This window comes from Aquirufa rosea, from assembly GCF_004118285.1.
Lineage (GTDB): Bacteria > Bacteroidota > Bacteroidia > Cytophagales > Spirosomataceae > Aquirufa > Aquirufa rosea.
In genome coordinates this window covers 1-16,794 of record NZ_SDHY01000001.1, presented here as the reverse complement: position 1 = coordinate 16,794, position 16,794 = coordinate 1, and the positions used below count along the sequence as shown (strand labels likewise).

General features: G+C 37.9%; 16 protein-coding genes and 1 other RNA gene. 12 read left to right on the top strand and 5 right to left on the bottom strand.

From position 1 onward, the window contains the following. Positions 1-16 precede the first annotated feature (16 nt). Both ESB04_RS00085 and coaD read left to right on the top strand, forming a co-directional pair. Positions 17-793 carry a DUF3822 family protein gene (locus ESB04_RS00085; RefSeq protein ID WP_129025005.1) on the top strand — a complete coding sequence of 259 codons (777 nt, stop codon included), beginning with the start codon at positions 17-19 and terminating at the stop codon, positions 791-793. Further along, positions 783-1,244 carry a pantetheine-phosphate adenylyltransferase gene (gene coaD / locus ESB04_RS00080; RefSeq protein WP_129025003.1) on the top strand — a complete coding sequence of 154 codons (462 nt, stop codon included), beginning with the start codon at positions 783-785 and terminating at the stop codon, positions 1,242-1,244. Before ESB04_RS00085 ends, coaD begins: the two co-directional genes overlap by 11 nt. Here coaD and ESB04_RS00075 read toward each other — a convergent pair. Next, on the bottom strand, positions 1,223-1,918 hold the full coding sequence (locus ESB04_RS00075; protein ID WP_129025001.1) for an NUDIX hydrolase: 696 nt from the start codon (positions 1,916-1,918) through the stop codon (positions 1,223-1,225). The genes coaD and ESB04_RS00075 overlap by 22 nt on opposite strands. A gap of 99 nt (positions 1,919-2,017) precedes the next feature. On the opposite strand from ESB04_RS00075, the gene pyrE reads away from it, so the two are divergent. Beyond that, complete coding sequence (pyrE, locus tag ESB04_RS00070; protein ID WP_129024999.1) at positions 2,018-2,656, top strand: orotate phosphoribosyltransferase; 639 nt, start codon at positions 2,018-2,020, stop codon at positions 2,654-2,656. A 1-nt stretch (position 2,657) separates the two neighbouring features. On the opposite strand, the gene dprA is transcribed toward pyrE, so the two are convergent. Both dprA and ESB04_RS00060 read right to left on the bottom strand, forming a co-directional pair. Continuing rightward, a complete protein-coding gene (gene dprA, locus ESB04_RS00065; RefSeq protein WP_129024997.1) occupies positions 2,658-3,758 on the bottom strand; it encodes a DNA-processing protein DprA in 1,101 nt (366 codons plus the stop codon). A gap of 34 nt (positions 3,759-3,792) precedes the next feature. Beyond that, positions 3,793-4,122, bottom strand: a complete 330-nt coding sequence (locus tag ESB04_RS00060; RefSeq protein WP_129024995.1) for a MerR family transcriptional regulator — start codon at positions 4,120-4,122, stop codon at positions 3,793-3,795. Between the two features lie 125 nt (positions 4,123-4,247). Between ESB04_RS00060 and alaS the strand changes: the two genes are divergently transcribed. From alaS to ESB04_RS00040, 4 genes are read left to right on the top strand one after another with little or no spacing between them, the layout of a single operon-like run. Continuing rightward, positions 4,248-6,884, top strand: coding sequence for an alanine--tRNA ligase (gene alaS / locus ESB04_RS00055; protein ID WP_129024993.1), 2,637 nt, complete (start codon positions 4,248-4,250; stop codon positions 6,882-6,884). 10 nt (positions 6,885-6,894) lie between these two features. Continuing rightward, positions 6,895-7,890 carry an aminodeoxychorismate synthase component I gene (locus ESB04_RS00050; RefSeq protein ID WP_129024990.1) on the top strand — a complete coding sequence of 332 codons (996 nt, stop codon included), beginning with the start codon at positions 6,895-6,897 and terminating at the stop codon, positions 7,888-7,890. After that, the gene (locus tag ESB04_RS00045) at positions 7,874-8,473 is read left to right on the top strand and encodes an aminotransferase class IV (RefSeq protein WP_129024988.1); all 600 of its coding nucleotides are present in this window, start codon (positions 7,874-7,876) and stop codon (positions 8,471-8,473) included. The genes ESB04_RS00050 and ESB04_RS00045 overlap by 17 nt, the downstream gene beginning before the upstream one ends. Positions 8,474-8,492: 19 nt before the next feature. After that, positions 8,493-9,926, top strand: coding sequence for an ATP-dependent DNA helicase (locus ESB04_RS00040; RefSeq protein ID WP_129024986.1), 1,434 nt, complete (start codon positions 8,493-8,495; stop codon positions 9,924-9,926). A 1-nt stretch (position 9,927) separates the two neighbouring features. Here ESB04_RS00040 and ESB04_RS00035 read toward each other — a convergent pair whose 3' ends face one another. Further along, complete coding sequence (locus tag ESB04_RS00035) at positions 9,928-10,428, bottom strand: MarR family winged helix-turn-helix transcriptional regulator (RefSeq protein ID WP_164969546.1); 501 nt, start codon at positions 10,426-10,428, stop codon at positions 9,928-9,930. Positions 10,429-10,531: 103 nt separating this feature from the next. On the opposite strand from ESB04_RS00035, the gene ESB04_RS00030 reads away from it, so the two are divergent. Genes ESB04_RS00030 through ESB04_RS00020 form a run of 3 tightly spaced genes read left to right on the top strand, consistent with a single transcriptional unit; the run spans position 10,532 to position 14,464 of the window. Beyond that, positions 10,532-11,569, top strand: coding sequence for an HlyD family secretion protein (locus ESB04_RS00030; RefSeq protein WP_129024982.1), 1,038 nt, complete (start codon positions 10,532-10,534; stop codon positions 11,567-11,569). A gap of 5 nt (positions 11,570-11,574) precedes the next feature. Continuing rightward, positions 11,575-13,158 carry a DHA2 family efflux MFS transporter permease subunit gene (locus ESB04_RS00025; protein ID WP_129024980.1) on the top strand — a complete coding sequence of 528 codons (1,584 nt, stop codon included), beginning with the start codon at positions 11,575-11,577 and terminating at the stop codon, positions 13,156-13,158. Positions 13,159-13,162: 4 nt separating this feature from the next. Next, positions 13,163-14,464, top strand: a complete 1,302-nt coding sequence (locus ESB04_RS00020) for a TolC family protein (RefSeq protein WP_129024978.1) — start codon at positions 13,163-13,165, stop codon at positions 14,462-14,464. Here ESB04_RS00020 and ald read toward each other — a convergent pair whose 3' ends face one another. Next, on the bottom strand, positions 14,465-15,550 hold the full coding sequence (gene ald / locus ESB04_RS00015) for an alanine dehydrogenase (RefSeq protein ID WP_129024976.1): 1,086 nt from the start codon (positions 15,548-15,550) through the stop codon (positions 14,465-14,467). 216 nt (positions 15,551-15,766) lie between these two features. On the opposite strand from ald, the gene ESB04_RS00010 reads away from it, so the two are divergent. Both ESB04_RS00010 and ssrA read left to right on the top strand, forming a co-directional pair. Further along, entirely contained in the window at positions 15,767-16,240 is a 474-nt protein-coding gene (locus ESB04_RS00010; RefSeq protein ID WP_129024974.1) for an Lrp/AsnC family transcriptional regulator, read from the top strand. A 41-nt stretch (positions 16,241-16,281) separates the two neighbouring features. Further along, positions 16,282-16,653, top strand: a transfer-messenger RNA (tmRNA) gene (gene ssrA, locus ESB04_RS00005). Positions 16,654-16,794 lie beyond the last annotated feature (141 nt).

The following is a 16,794-nucleotide window of genomic DNA, read 5'->3' as shown; positions in this document are numbered from 1 at the left end:
TTGAACCTAGAAAAAAATGAATATTTTTATTCCCATCCCATATTTTTTTTGCAATTTCACCTCTATTAGCCAACTCAAGACTTTGGAAACAGGTAATAATTCACTCAGCACTGACATTTCAGAAGTTCTGCATGTATATCTACATGAGGATGCTTTTGAGTATGATTATGCCTCAGGTAGTATAGCTGGCCAAATTGAATGGAATAAATCACATAAAATACATCGAGGGTTTTGGGATAAAAAAGGCATCAATACAAGTACCCTTTCTCACCTTGAAGTACATATCTGTCACCAGCATTTTTTATTAATTCCACAGAAATACGACCATCCTCTGTACCGAATTGGGTTTTTAGAAAAAGCTTTAGGAGAAGACATCCTTCAAGGGAAAGAAATTCATGCAGCAGAAATTCCCTCTGAATTAGCTAATTTATTATTTCTTGTACCTAGCGAATGGAAAGATGCTTTAAGTTTTTGGTTTCCTTTGGCAAAAATAGCTTACCATCATCCATTGGAAGAGCTTATAAAACGTTCTCAAGATAATGGGCTCAGCATTTCAATCTTTAAAAATCAAGCTTGTATTGTTTTGAGAAAAAACAGGCAATTAACTTTAGCCAACGTATTTTCCTTTAAAAGTGCTACTGAATTGGCCTTTTACATTCATTCCATACGAGATAGTTTCTTTATTAAATGGACCTCTGATAGTGTATTTTGGCTAAGTCAATTAGATCCTGAATTAGAAGAAGAATTAATTTCCTACAAAATTTTTACCCCATCACCAAGCCATGAAACATAGAACAGCTTTTTTTCCAGGTTCTTTTGATCCGTTTACTAAAGGACATGAGGATATTGTATTAAGGGCTCTAGCTCTATTTGATGAAATTGTGATTGGTATAGGACATAATTCCAACAAAGCGCGTTATTTTTCTTTGGAAAAAATGAAGGGGGCAATCGAAAAAACCTTCAAAAATAAACCCGTTCGAGTAGTTACATATCAAAATTTAACGGCTACAGTCGCTAGAGAGGTGGGCGCGCATTTTATTATCAGGGGTTTAAGAAATACGACGGATTTTGAATATGAAAATTCTATTTCTCAGGTAAACAGGCACATCAATGAGGAACTTGAAACTGTATTTCTTATTACCTCGCCTCATTTAGCGCCCATCAGTTCCACAATTATTCGGGATTTACATCGCTATGGAAGCTCCATTAACCAATATTTACCTTATAATTTAGAAGAAGAATAATGCATTTGAAAACGATGAATGACATAACGAATGGAACTATATGTATCTGTCATGGCTTTATTCATAGCAGCAAAACCTAACCATTCTACCTTTTCAATATTCTCCTCTTTTTGTGGAATCAACTTAGTTTTACCTTCTGAAGTCATTAAATACCACTTTGTTTTCTTTAAAATTCGCTGGTTTTTGTGCGTATATGTATGATAGGTTGTACAAATCTTTTGCTCTAAAACGGCCTTCACATTACATTCCTCCTCCACCTCCCGAACAGCGGCTTTTTTAAATTTCTCTCCTTTCTCTAATTTGCCTTTGGGAAGATCCCATTTACCTAAGCGCAACATCCAAAGAACCTTATCTTCAGAATTAATGACTACACCACCTGCTGCTTCAAGCAATTGATACATGCTAAATAAACGCAGTTTGAAGGGCTTGATGTCCTGTACCAAAATATATACCGAGTCGAAAGTAGCACCTGATTTTTGGTGCAATGCCTGAATTAATTTTTCCAATTGATCTACGGTCATATTCAATATGCAAGTATGACCTCGAAAATCCGCCAGTCGAATAGGCTGAAGCCGTGCATCAATTACGAGCTCAAATTCATCTCCTAAAGGAATACCGTGCTTTTTAGATTCCTTGAAAATTCGAATAGGACGATCGTCGATAAACAGTATCATTAGATATTTCAGAATTTAGGTTGGCAAAAATAGAATTAAATAATGAAAGATAACTTGAATAAACTATTTTTGTAAAGATAATCTTTGAAACAAATTTGTATGTCTGATTTTACCATTTCACAAGAAGTTGCCCAACACCTACTTAGCGTCAAAGCCATCCAATTAAGACCCGACCAACCTTTCAAATGGGCATCCGGATGGAACTCTCCAATTTATTGTGACAATCGTATATCACTTTCATATCCTTCCGTAAGAACTTACATCAAAAACTGTCTTTCCGCTGCTGTTAAAGCCTATTTTTCAGAAGTAGAGATCATCGCAGGTGTAGCCACAGCTGGAATTGCTCAAGGTGCCTTAGTTGCTGATTATTTAGACCTTCCATTTTGTTATGTGCGCCCTGAACCTAAAAAACATGGCATGGGTAATCAAATTGAAGGACATATTGAAAAAGGACAAAAGGTCGTATTAATAGAAGATTTAATTTCCACAGGAGGAAGTTCCTTAAAAGCTGCTACTGCTCTACAAGAAACTGGCGCTGAGGTTCTGGGCATGGTGGCCATTTTCAGCTATGGTTTCCAAATTGCTGAGGACAATTTCAAAAACCATGGAATCCCATGTTTTACCTTAAGTAGCTATGATGTGTTAATAGATGAAGCAGTTAAACTGAATTACGTTACGGAAACTCAATTATTAACCTTACAAGACTGGCGAGTAAATCCAAGTGAATGGAAGAAATAAATCATTTGAGGGCATAGCGGTGACCCGGTAAAGTTTTTAAAAAGCCTTGAAATTCTAGGTTTAACAGCAAAATGGCTAATTGATTAACACCCATTTGTAGCTTCCATGATATTTCATCTAAGCTAAGGATTTTCTCTTGATGCAATAATGCCAACAATTGAGTTTCCTGCTCCGTCAGCTGATCCCATAGTAAGCATTTATTCTTATGTATGATTGGTACTTGACTTTGCCAGTTGAGCATGTCTCTGCACATATTCCAATCGGTATAAATAATCGCTTGATTTTTTTGAATCAATCGATTGCAGCCTTCTGAGAAAACATGATGGAGGTCACCAGGCACAGCGAAAACCTCCCTATGATAATTATTGGCATATTCTGCTGTTATCAAGGCACCTCCTTTTTCAGCCGCTTCTACTACAATGGTGGCATCTGACATTCCGGCAATGATTCTATTTCTTAAAGGAAAAAACCTAGGGTCTGGTTTTTGATGAAAGGGATACTCTGAAATAATCCCTCCCATTTCCATCATTTGGAAAGCATATTTGCTATGTAATGCAGGATAAATCCGTTGGAAGCCACCTGCCAAAACCGCCATAGTTGGAATATTTAATTCCAAACAAGCCTGATGTAAAGCAATATCTATCCCATAGGCCAATCCACTGATAAACAAAACATTATCATCCAATGAGTCACGAACAATCTGATAAGTGATGGTTTTACCATATTCTGTAGCCTTGCGAGTACCCACCAGGGCCATGATTTTGTCATGCTGAAACATGGGATTTCCTTTGAAATACAAAAGTAAAGGAGCATCATATAATTGCTTCAGCCGAAAAGGATATGCCTGATCTAGATAAAAATAGACCTGTATTTTTTGCTTCAAGCAATCCGTATAAATCCTTTCAGCTTCTAGTAATACAGCATGATTCGTAATCTCATGAGCAATGGCTGGTCCGATATGGGGTATTTTTTGTAAAATACTTGCCTTTGAATAAAAGATTTGTTTGGCAGTACCAACATAGGACACCAGTCGACGAGCATTCACTACGCCAATTTGAGGAATTAAACTGAGCGCAATTTGAAAAATTTTCTCTTCTTCCATGGATGCGATTGAGTTTTTTCCCGAAGGAAAAAAATCAATCACCTAAATCCTCGCGTAGTCCTTGTAAAAAAGTTCGAATTTCAATTAACTGATTTATCAAAGGAGTATTGATATTTTTTGCTTCCCCTTTGTGATTAATCGCTTGTTTAGCCCCTTCAATGGTCAGGCCTTTTTCTTCGATTAATTGAATTAATGTCTTTATTTTTTCGATGTCCTCCGGCGTGTATTTCCTAATACCACTGGACCTACGTTTGGGAACTAAATGGGGAAATTGACTTTCCCAATACCTCAACTTAGAAGTCTTAACTCGAAACATTTCGGCTACTTCAGAGATTGAATAATATTGTTTTTGAAATTGCTCCATTTAATAAAATAAAACCTTGTTAAACAGCTAAAACAAGAATTCGAATAAAAACACGTAATTTTACAATCCCTAGATTCAAATTTTCAGGGAAAATTAAAATTACCTATAATTTTGAAATTAAACCAATGACTTCAACGGAGATCCGCCAGCATTTTTTAGCTTTTTTTCAATCCAAAGGACACCTCATTGTTCCATCTGCTCCATTAGTTGCCAAAAATGACCCAACCCTATTATTCAATAATTCAGGGATGGCTCAGTTTAAAGACTTTTTCTTAGGCAATGGAACCCCTCCATCTAAACGAATTGCAGATACACAAAAATGTTTGAGGGTTTCCGGTAAGCATAATGACCTAGAGGATGTGGGTTTTGATACCTACCATCATACTATGTTTGAGATGTTAGGTAACTGGTCATTTGGGGATTATTTTAAAAAAGAGGCGCTTGCTTGGTCATGGGAATTATTAACTGAGGTATATAAATTACCCAAAGAGCGTATATATGTTTCCGTGTTTGAGGGCGATGCCAAGGATGGCGTTCCCTTTGATCAGGAAGCATTTGATATTTGGAAAAGCATTGTTGGGGAAGAAAGAATCATTTTAGGGAATAAAAAAGATAATTTCTGGGAAATGGGCGAAACGGGTCCATGTGGTCCATGTTCGGAAATTCATATTGATTTAAGAAACCAGGATGAAGTAGATAAAATACCTGGAAAGTCATTGGTTAATGCTGATCATCCGCAAGTGGTGGAAATTTGGAATAACGTATTCATGCAGTTTGAGCGAATGGCAGATGGTTCTTTGGTACCACTACCTTCCAAACATGTGGATACTGGAATGGGATTTGAACGCTTATGTATGGCGATTCAAGGAAAGCAATCCAATTATGACACGGATGTATTCCAAGGAAGTATTCAGCATTTAGCTAATAAAAGTGGCATAGCTTATGGCCAAGGCCAGTGGACGGATATTGCTATGCGCGTTATTGCCGATCATATTCGTGCTATCGCCTTTTCTATTGCGGATGGACAATTACCTTCCAATGCCAAGGCAGGCTATGTGATTCGTCGTATTTTACGTCGTGCCGTACGTTATGGTTATACCTATTTGGGCTTTAAGGAGCCATTTATGTATGAATTAATTCCAATATTGGCCCAACAATTCAAAGGGGTGTTTGATGAATTAATCTCACAAGAAGCATTTGTAGCTAAAGTAATTTTTGAAGAAGAAGTAGCTTTCTTAAGAACTCTATCCACTGGTTTAGTGCGACTAGATAAATTAATTGAAGATACCCAAGCCAAGGGTTCGCAAATACTTTCAGGAGATGATGTCTTCGAATTGAATGATACCTATGGTTTTCCGGTGGACTTAACCGCCTTAATCGCACGTGAAAAAGGCATGTCCATTGATGAAGCAGGTTTCCAATTGGCCCTTCAAATGCAAAAAACTCGTTCTCGAAAAGATGCGGATGCTAGTGCTGAAGACTGGGTAATTTTGCAGGATTCAGATGAGTTGTCTTTTGTGGGTTATGATAATAGCACTTGGACTACGCAGGTGGTGAAATACCAAAAAGTTCAAAATAAGGCTGGAATTCAATATAAAATTGTTTTGGAAAGTACGCCATTTTATGCTGAATCTGGTGGACAGGTAGGTGATTCTGGATATTTGCTCTTCAAAAAGTCAGGTAAAAAAATCCAGATTACAGATACTAAAAAGGAAAATGACCTAATTGTCCATTGGACAAATGATGCCAGTATTGAAGAGGTAGCAAAGGAGGATGAAGTTGTTGCTCAAATCGATGAAACTCGAAGAGCGGCTATTACTAAGCACCATAGCTCTACGCATCTCATGCAGGCTGCTTTGCAAGAAATTTTAGGAAAGCATGTGGCTCAAAAAGGTAGTCTAGTGAATGAGCAATTATTGCGATTTGATTTCTCTCATTTCCAAAAAGTGACGGATGAGGAATTGAAAGCCATTGAAGACATGGTCAATGAAAAAATCGCGGCCAATATCCCTTTATTGGAAGAAAGAAATGTCCCAATCGCGCTGGCCAAAGAAAAAGGTGCGATGGCACTATTTGGAGAGAAATATGGTGATTATGTACGTGTGATTACATTTGATTCGAATTATTCCGTTGAACTTTGTGGAGGTACACATGTAAAATCCACGGGTGAGATTGCCTTGTTCAAAATTCTTTCAGAAAGTTCCGTGGCTACAGGTGTTCGTCGAATAGAAGCCGTTACTTCTCAAAAAGCATTTGAATTGTTAAGTCAACAAGCCGAGCAACTAGATCAAATCTCGACTTTATTGAAATCCCCTAAAGATCTCATTAAAGCAGTTTCTCAATTGATTGAACAAAATAGCAGTTTACAAAAGTCGATTGCTCAATACCAAGCCAACGAAATAAAGCAGTTAAAAACCCAATTGAACCAAGAAATAGCTGGAAAAGGAGATTTGCTGTACCTCATTAAACAAGTGGAAGTACCCCATGCAGATGCCCTAAAGAATCTAGCTTTTGATTTAAGTAATGAGCATCAAAACTTATTCTGCCTCCTATTGTCGGAAATAGATGGAAAAGCAAGCTTGGCCTTAGCTATTTCCAAGGATTTAGTGAGTTCAAGATCCTTTGATGCGGGTAAAATCATCCGTGAGTTAGCCAAAGAAGTACAAGGTGGTGGAGGTGGACAAGCATTTCTGGCCACTGCTGGAGGACAAAAACCAGCAGGTATCCCGCAGGTTATTCAAGCGGCTCAACAAATCATTTAAATGTTACATCATGAAAGGTATCCCTTTTGTCAACTTAGATCAAGCCAGTGAAGGAATGGATCTTTGGGGACAAGAGGGTAAACCTTTTGTATTCATTTGTGATTATTTAGGTGAAAAAGTTTGGTGGGGAAGTGAAGAAGAAGCCAAAGACTTGGGTATTTTCGTTGAATTTAATTCCAAACCAAAGGAAGCTTATCCTTTTAAGATTCAATTTGAAAAATATCCCATGAGTTATAAAGAATACCTTTCCAAATTCTATCAAGTACAAGCAGGCTTGAAACGTGGTGATTCTTTTTTGGTGAATTTAACCTTCCCCACTCCTATTGAAACTAATTTAAGTTTATCTGATATTTATCAATACGCACATGCTAAGTACAAATTACTTATCAAGGACCAATTGGTAGTTTTTTCGCCGGAACCATTCATTCATGTTTCCCAAAATAAGATCAAGGCATTTCCTATGAAAGGGACTTTGGTAGTGAATAACCACAATAGTCCTGAGGACTTACGAAAAGATGCAAAGGAACGCGCAGAACATGCTACAATTGTGGATTTATTACGCAATGATATTAGCCAGGTGGCCTTCCCGATTCAGGTAGAAGAATACCAATATATCGAACAAGTTAACACCAATAGCCAAGATTTATGGCAGATGTCTTCAATCATTTCAGGTGAGTTAATGTCTGATTTCAACAATAAAATTGGAAGTATTTTAAAAGCTATGCTACCTGCTGGCTCCATTACAGGAGCTCCTAAAGCAGCTACCATGGAAATAATTCAACAGGCAGAAGGTTATTCTAGGGGTTTTTACACAGGAATAATGGGAAAATTTGATGGTAGCACACTAGATTCTGGAGTTTTAATTAGATTTGTAGAATATTTCAAAGAAAAATTAGTTTTTAAAAGTGGAGGAGGCATAACAGTCTTCTCTGATCCAGAAAAGGAATATTTAGAACTAATCCAAAAAGTTTACCTACCCATTAAATCAAATGCCCGCATTTCTTGAAACTATTCACGTGTTGAATGGTGAGCTACTTCATATAAACTATCATCAAAAAAGAATCAATGATGTTTTCAAACATTTCTATGCTGATTCTCCTGTATTAGATATTCAAGCATATTGCAGTCAATTGAAAATTCCACAAGAAGGAAGTTATCGAGCCCGTTTAGTTTATCGCACAGATTGGGAATTTCATGAATTTATTCCCCATCAAAATAAGAAAATCAACAAACTGACCATCGTTAAAACAGGGGATTTTGAATATGCTTATAAGTATGCTGATCGATCACATATCTTGAAAATGGTATCCGAACACCCAGAAGCTGATGATATTATCTTTTCTAAAGGAGGAAAAATTCAAGATTCAAGCATTGCCAACCTGGCCTTTAAAAGCGGTGACCAATGGTTTACACCCAAAGAACCGCTACATTGGGGAACGACGCGAAGAAGGTTAATTGATGAAAAAGTTTTAATTGAAAAAGATATTTGGGAAACAGATTTAAAGAATTTCACTCACATTTGTCTGATTAATGTATTCAGGCCCTTGGTGGAGGAAAATGCACTTTTGCTTCCCGATGCAATTGTGTAAATTGTGTCTTCTTTAAGACATGAATCCTTCCAAAAGTCCTTCTTTTCTCTTACACCAAAAATTTCCCTTTGAGCCTACACCTTCTCAAAGCCAACTGTTTCAGAAATTGAATGACTTTATCATCAACCAAGATGAATGGGGCGCTTTGACCTTTATTATCAAAGGCTATGCAGGAACAGGTAAAACGACCGTCATATCCACTTTAATCAAGATTCTATCTGAGTTTGGATATCGCACTCAATTATTGGCGCCTACTGGCCGGGCTGCCAAAGTGATGGCCAATTATGCTAAAAGGAAAGCTTTGACGATTCACAAAAAAATTTATCGACAAGTCAGCAATCCACATTCGGGAGCATTAACGTTCCAACGAATGAACAATTACGCCACCCGTACGGTCTTCATTGTGGACGAGGCATCCATGATCACAGATGAATCCGAATTTGGAAGTAATAGTCTATTGACGGATTTGATAGAATACGTTTTCACTAATCCAGAAAATGGACATACCGGCAATAAATTGATATTTGTGGGGGACACTGCCCAATTACCACCGGTTGGAAAAAGCCTATCTCCTGCCCTTTCCAAAAAATATATCCGAGATGAATTTCATATGGAGGTGACCGATCATGAACTTACAGATGTGATGCGTCAAGATATACATTCCGGAATTCTATACAATGCCACCCAACTCAGGGAATTGTTGGGGAGGTCGTCCACTCAAATTTCATTCAATACGAAGTCATTCAAAGATTTCTTTAAAATGACAGGCGAAAAGGTGGAGGATGGTATGCAATATGCCTACCGAAAATTCGGGAAGGAGGAAACTATTTTACTTACGAGATCCAATAAAAGCGCAGTTCAATACAATGAATTTGTCCGCAGAAATATTCTCTATCAAGAGGATGAAATTAGTAGCGGTGATTTATTAATGATTGTTCGCAATAATTACCATTGGCTAGACGAGGATTCTCCTGCAGGTTTTTTGGCCAATGGAGATTTTGTGGAAGTGATGAAGATCAAAAAAATGGAGGAAATGCATGGTTTCCGATTTTTAAATGTCAGTTTACGTCTCTGCGATTATGAAAACCATCCTGAGGTAGAGGCTAAAATTCTATTGGATACACTTCATTCTGCCGAGTCAGCATTGAGCAAAGAAGGAAATAAGAAATTGTATGATTCTGTTTGTGAGGACTATGCTCATATCACGAAAAAGAAAGATCGAACAGAAGCTATCAGAAAAGACCCATATTTAAATGCCTTGCAAGTAAAATTTGCCTATGCCCTGACGTGCCATAAATCGCAAGGTGGTCAATGGAAAGCCGTTTTTGTCGATCAAGGTTATTTAAAGGAAGAGCAGATTGATGCCGAGTACATTCGCTGGTTATATACTGCAATTACACGTGCAACACATGAACTATTTTTGGTGAATTTTCATGAGCGTTTTTTTGCCTAAATTATAATTTAGTGCTCGCTACTGAATCATTAAAATTGGAATTAACGGCAAGTTCATCATAGTGTTCTACAATTTCTCCAAGTAACTCATTTAAGAGCTCTAGGCGTTCTTTTCCCAGTATTTCTGTAAATTTCTCTGCCAAATAAGCTCTAGATTTCATCAAATCTTCCAAAAATTTATTACCTTTCTCAGTACAAAATAAAAGAGAAGAACGTAAATCTTGTGGATTACTTCGAGAAACCAAATAACCTTCTTGAACTAACTCGTTAACCAATTTACTCATCGCCTGTTTACTCACCTTCGCTATTTTGGCCAAATCAGTCGTAGTTACTCCTTGTTCATTAAGATTCATCAATACCATGATGTGCCCTATTTTGAAGTTATCATATCCCAAACTTCTTAAATAGGACCCATTCATTGATTGAACAATGCGGTAAGATTTTACCAAAAGTCTTGATAAAAAAACGGGTTTAGAATTACCGTGCAGGTTCTTCTGGGCCATATTAAATTTTTCAATATGCAAAAATACAAAAATAAAATAATTAGTCAACCAACTTGACTTTATTCTGAATGCTTGTTTACTTTGCAACACTAAAGATCGTATCATGTCTACTCAACAAAAATCTAAATCACCACTTCCCAAAATTATATTGGCAGTCATTGTATTAGTTGGAGGCTTTTTTGGTTATAAGAAATACCATTACGCTACTACTCACGAGGACACAGACAATGCACAAATAGAAGCCTACTTTATCCCTGTGCTTCCAAGAATGACGGGATTTGTGAAGCAGGTTTATGTAAACGACTACGATCAGGTTAAAAAAGGTCAATTACTTTTAGAAATAGATTCAGATGAAGCTGCACTGGCATTAGAGGAAATGCAAGTAGATGTGGAGCAGGCGCAATCGGATATAGAAAGTGCACGAGCCAACTTAACTAATTTAAAAAAGAGTATTGAAGCTCAGCGTAGTTCAGTTACATCAGCCGAGTTAATGTTGAATAAATATAATCGAGATGTCAATAGAAATGCGGCATTAGAATTAGCGAAAGCGATAACTCGTCAACAATTAATTGATAGTCAAGATTTAGCAGAGCAGGCAGCCGTTAAATTTCAAGGAGCTAAAGCTGAACTTAGCAGTACACAATCCAAAATAGGTATCTTACAGGCAGCATTACACAAAGCTGAAGTGGCTTTGAAGCTTAAGAAAATCAAAGTAGAACAACAAAAATTAAAGCTTAGTTATAGTAAAATTTATGCTCCAGCCGATGGAAAAATAGGTAAAAAATCCGTTGAGCCAGGCCAATTTATCCAGGTTTCACAGCCTTTGATGACCATTATAGATGACAGTCGTTATTGGATTGTTGCTAATTATAAAGAAACCCAAGTGAAATCATTAAAAGTAGGTATGAACTCTGAAATTAAGATGGATGCCTACCCAAACGTGAATTTGAAAGGAAGAATTTTGTCCATATCTGAATCAACGGGTGCCAAGACTACACTTTTACCTCCCGATAACTCCTCAGGTAACTTTGTGAAAGTTACACAGCGTATCCCTGTTAAAATTGAAATCCTTGAAGCCAACAAATACAAGGATATATTACGCGCAGGTTTATCATTGGAAGTATCGACTCCACTCAAATAATTAGTATGCAAAAGCCTCAGGGATTCGCAAAAGTCATCATCGTATTAACGACGATTACAGCCGCTGTCATGGAGTTATTGGATACCACAATAGTTAATGTGGCCCTTAACCAAATAGCGGGAAATCTAGGTGCAACCATTGAAGACATTGCTTGGGTTATCACCAGTTACGCGATTGCCAATGTAATTATCATCCCAATGACTGGATTTCTAGGGGAATATTTTGGTAGAAAGAACTATTATTTAGGCTCCATGATTCTCTTTGGTATCGCCTCCTATTTTTGTGGAATGAGTGAAAGCCTTTGGGAATTAGTTCTTTGGAGGTTTTTCCAAGGAATTGGTGGTGGTGCCCTTCTTTCCACCTCTCAGGCCATTCTATTTGATGCATTTGAAGTAGAAGACAGACCTATCGCGGCTGGTTTTTTTGGGATGGGTATCATTCTTGGGCCCTCCTTGGGACCAGTATTGGGAGGATATTTTGTCGATAATTATGCTTGGAATGATATTTTCTATGTTAACATACCAGTTTGTATTTTAGCTACCATATTGACTATAGTATTCATTGATCGAAAAGAAGGCGAAGGTAAGAATCGGAAAAATATGGAGATTGATTACATCGGTATCGCGCTACTTACCCTTGGAATCGGCAACTTACAATACATTCTGGAAAAAGGCGAATCTGAAAACTGGTTTGAATCCAGAACCATCAATACTATGGCAGGACTTTGTGCTGTTGGACTTATTGGTTTTATATGGAGGGAGTTAACTACAGAACATCCTGTAATTAACTTGAAAATCTTCAAAAATAAGGTGTTTGCGATGAGTACCATTTTCAACTTGGTCAGTGGATTTGGTTTATTTACCTCCGTTTTTATTTATCCCATCATGGTGCAGCGCATCAATGGATTGAGTTCCACTGAAACAGGTCTATCTCTCATGTATCCAACTTTATTGGGGGTCTTTTTATTCCCAATGATTGCCAAATACCTGTCTATGGGTGGCAAACCGATTCCTGTCATGGGAGTGGGTATCTGTATTTTTGTGGTGTTTGGATTTATTGGAGGCTCAGCTACGCCGGAAATGGGACGTTGGGATTTCTTTCCTATGCACTTACTCCGCATGATGGGCGTGGCCATGTTGCAAATGCCACTGATCAACCAAGCGGTGGCCGGATTAAAACCTTCTGAGTATCCTGCTGGTATTGCTTTAAGCAATATGATTCGTCAACTGGGTGGGGCATTTGGTATTGCTGTAGCCAATAATTATGCAACTCACCGAGCTGCACAGCATAGAACGGATTTACTAGCAAATATCCAAGCTGAAAATCCTTGGTTTCAACAAAGGATACAGGGCTTAACACAAAATATGCTTCAAAAAACAGGGGATTTTGTCAAGAGTGGAGAGGCCGCTTACCGTCAATTAGATGCCATGGTAAATAAACAAGCCTATTACTTAGCATACCTTGATACCTTTAGACTAGTTTCCGTGGTATTCTTGTGCATTTTGCCATTTTTATGGTTGTTGCGCGCCCCTAAGAAAACAAAAGAAGAATTAGAAAAAATCATGAAAGCCAGTGAAGAGGCTCATTAATATTATGAAAAAATACATCATTTTACTGACATATTGCCTATGTGCCAATGCCCTAGGGGCGCAGTCAAAAGGACTACCCGAATTAATTCAAGGCATTTTGCAACATTCTCCAGCCTTGAAAGGACAAAGAAACTTAATTAAAATGGGTCTTGTAAAGACGCAAATTCAAGAATCTTACAATAAGCCTATCATTGGAGCAGAAGTTGGTGTAACTAGGATTGACCCTGTAGCCAAGGCAAGTTTCAATTTTGGTGGGGCTAATTCCACGCTGCAATTTCAGCCTAATATGAACTATAACTCTCAATTTGTAGCAAATCACGTTTTATATGATTGGGGAAGAAATGCCATGGCGATTGAAAAAACTCGATTAGAAACGCAATTGAGTCAGGCACAAGTAGAGCAACAGGAATTTCAATTGGGATTTCAGATTGCCAATTTATACCAACAAATTATTTTCAACAGAAAGGCCATTCAAGTTCAAAAATCACAACTAAAACGCTTAGAAAACAATTTACAAGTGATTTTAAAGCAAGTATCCTTGGGTGAAGCTATTGAATACGATAAAATCAGTCAGCAGGTTAAAATCGCCAACCAAGAAAGTAAGATTTTAGAGTCTGAGAATCAGGTAGCGCGCATGGTTGATTACTTAAGCACACTTCTTGGTGCGAATGCAGAAGCCTATTTGGTGGAAATTCCTCCCGTTTGGCAAGTTCAAAAAGAAAAGCCGATTGAGTCTTTTACTAATCCAGAAATCACTCAAATCAAGGCACAAGAAGACATCATCAATAAAAGCATTGAATTAGCTAAATCTGAAAATACTCCCACTTTGGCTGGAATAGCTACCTTGGGCTTGAAAAACGGATATGTTCCCCGAATTAATGGAGAAACACCGGCCTTTGCCGATGACTTTAAAGTTAATAGTGTGTTAGGATTAAAATTAAGTATACCTATTTATGCAGGTAAAAGGGCATTTTATCAAACGGAATTAGCAATGATTCAAAAAGAGCGAATAGCTCTACAATTAGAAGATACTCAAGAAAAATTAGGCACTGAATGGAGACAGGCACAATTGAATTACCAAAACTATCTCAAGAAATCTTCAACTCAAAAAGAAGTGGTTACACAAGCACAATATGCCTTAGATTTAGCCAATACACGTTTCAAACAAGGTCTAATTCGCAGAATAGAACTGGATCAAGCGGAAACTATTCTAGAAGAATCCCAACTGATGCAAGCTCAATATGATTATCAATTAAACTTACAACAGTTGGAATTATACAGAATACAGGGAATCAAAATCTGGTAATTACAAATTGAACAATACCGCTAGTCCTGGGCTTTGTAGTTTCCCTTCATAAATAGTCAGGCCTTTAGCTAGCGCTTGATTAGCTGAACACGCAGCGCTCCATCCTTCCTTGGCTATTAGGTGAATGTAAGGCAAAGTAGCCTGAGTTAAAGCCAGTGTAGAAGTCTGTGGAACAGCTCCAGGCATATTGGCAACGCAATAATGAAGAATTCCATCGATTTCATAGACAGGATCCTCATGGGTAGTTGGGCGACAAGTCTCCATGCAACCGCCCTGATCCACTGCCACATCCACCAACACAGTACCAGGACTCATTCGCTTTAAATCCTCCCTTCTGATTAAATGCGGAGCCTTAGCACCTGGTAATAAAACGGCACCAATGATGAGATCTGCTTGTACTATTTCCTCTTGAATAGCTAATTGAGTAGAGAATTTTGTAGACACATTGGCAGGTAAAACATCCTCCAAATAGCGTAATCGACTGAGGTTTGTATCTAAAATAGTTACATTAGCCCCAAGTCCAGCTGCCATTTTAGCCGCCTGTGTTCCTACTACCCCACCTCCTAAAATCAGAACATTGGCTGGTTTTACGCCAGGAACACCTCCCAACATCTTACCCTTTCCACCTTGGGCTTTTCCAAGGAAGTAAGCACCTACCTGCACAGACATTCTTCCTGCTACTTCCGACATCGGAATTAATAATGGAAGTGATCTATCCTCCAATTCAACCGTTTCATAGGCAATACAGATAGCCTTACTATCTAGCATAGCCTGAGTCAATTCCTTGGAGGCTGCGAAATGGAAATAGGTAAATAAAATTTGTCCTGGCTGAATGAGAGGAAATTCCTGCGCCAAGGGTTCCTTCACCTTCACAATCATCTGTGATTGAGAATAAACAGAAGCAGCATCATGAAGAATTTGGGCACCAGTTTGAACATATTGTTCATCGGAGAATCCAGATCCTAGACCAGCCTGACTTTGCACGAAAACTTGATGGCCTTGTGCCACCAGAGATAAGACTCCCGCTGGAGTTAATCCAACTCTAAACTCTTGATTTTTAATTTCTTTAGGGACGCCAATGATCATAGTAATTTGATTTATAGCTTGATGAAAAAAGAACGGCCAACGAAAAATTTCGCTGGCCGTTACCTTTGATGAAGTATAATACTTCACAAATATAAAAAAAACGCAAAAAATATTTATGCATATACCCGATAAAAAAGGAAATATTCCTGAATTATTAAATTATTTAGAAATTTATTCTATAAATTGAGTAGGTATAATCTTAAATCCGAAAAAATTATGGCAGCCAAACTCAATTTAGACGCACTAGATTTAAAGATTTTAAAAATACTACAAGGAAATGGACAAAAGAAACTGAAAGATATAGCTGTTCAAGTCAATTTATCGCTATCTCCTACTCATGACCGCATCCGAAGGCTAGAGAAAGATGGCTACATCATGTCTTATGTAGGACTTCTAAATAGAAAAATGCTGGATTTAGGTTTATTGGTGCATTGCCAAGTAACCTTAGAAAAGCAAAATCGTAAGAATTTCAAAGAATTTGAACAAGCCATCCAAGTTTTTCCTGAGGTATTGTCTTGCCATTTAGTTTCAGGGAACTTTGATTATTACTTATTGGTTGTAAGTGCGGATGTAGAAAGCTACAACCGCTTTTATCAAGAAAAACTAGCTGTTCTTCCCACCGTAGCACATATCAACAGTTTATTTGTGATGGATGAAATAAAACACAGCACTGAATTACCCATTCCTTGACAAAGGCGACTTTTATTTTGTAGTTTTGTAGTCCATTTATTGGGGTCGACCGGTTTTGACAGCTTATGACGGTCGATAGTAAGCACGTCGGGAGTTGTTGGCATTTCCTGTTAAAAAAACCTTCGAATTATAACTGGCAATACACAGTATGCCATGGCTGCTTAATCTCAGAGATTAACCAATTTGCCATCGTTCAGCCTCTTCCAAACTCTGCCGAGGAGGGTATCTGAGCGTCGACATGCAGAGTCGATAAGTTCGAATTTCTCTACGGACTTATTAGTATCTAGAGGATAAGTTAACCGTTTGGGTCTGATGTGAACCCGCTGTTAATCGAAAATGAATCACAGCTAAACGTGTAGAAAGCTATTGCTCGCTAGGTTTGGACGAGGGTTCGAATCCCTCCGACTCCACTTTCAACTCGAACTTCGAGTAAGTAATTCGCCCAGCCCCATAAAGGGGGTCTGGGCTTTTTCTTTCCCCGTACCATCTCAAAAGGGGCTCAGATGCTTGTCTGACATAGGTTTCATGAATTTATGCGCTAATTAGAATAGCGA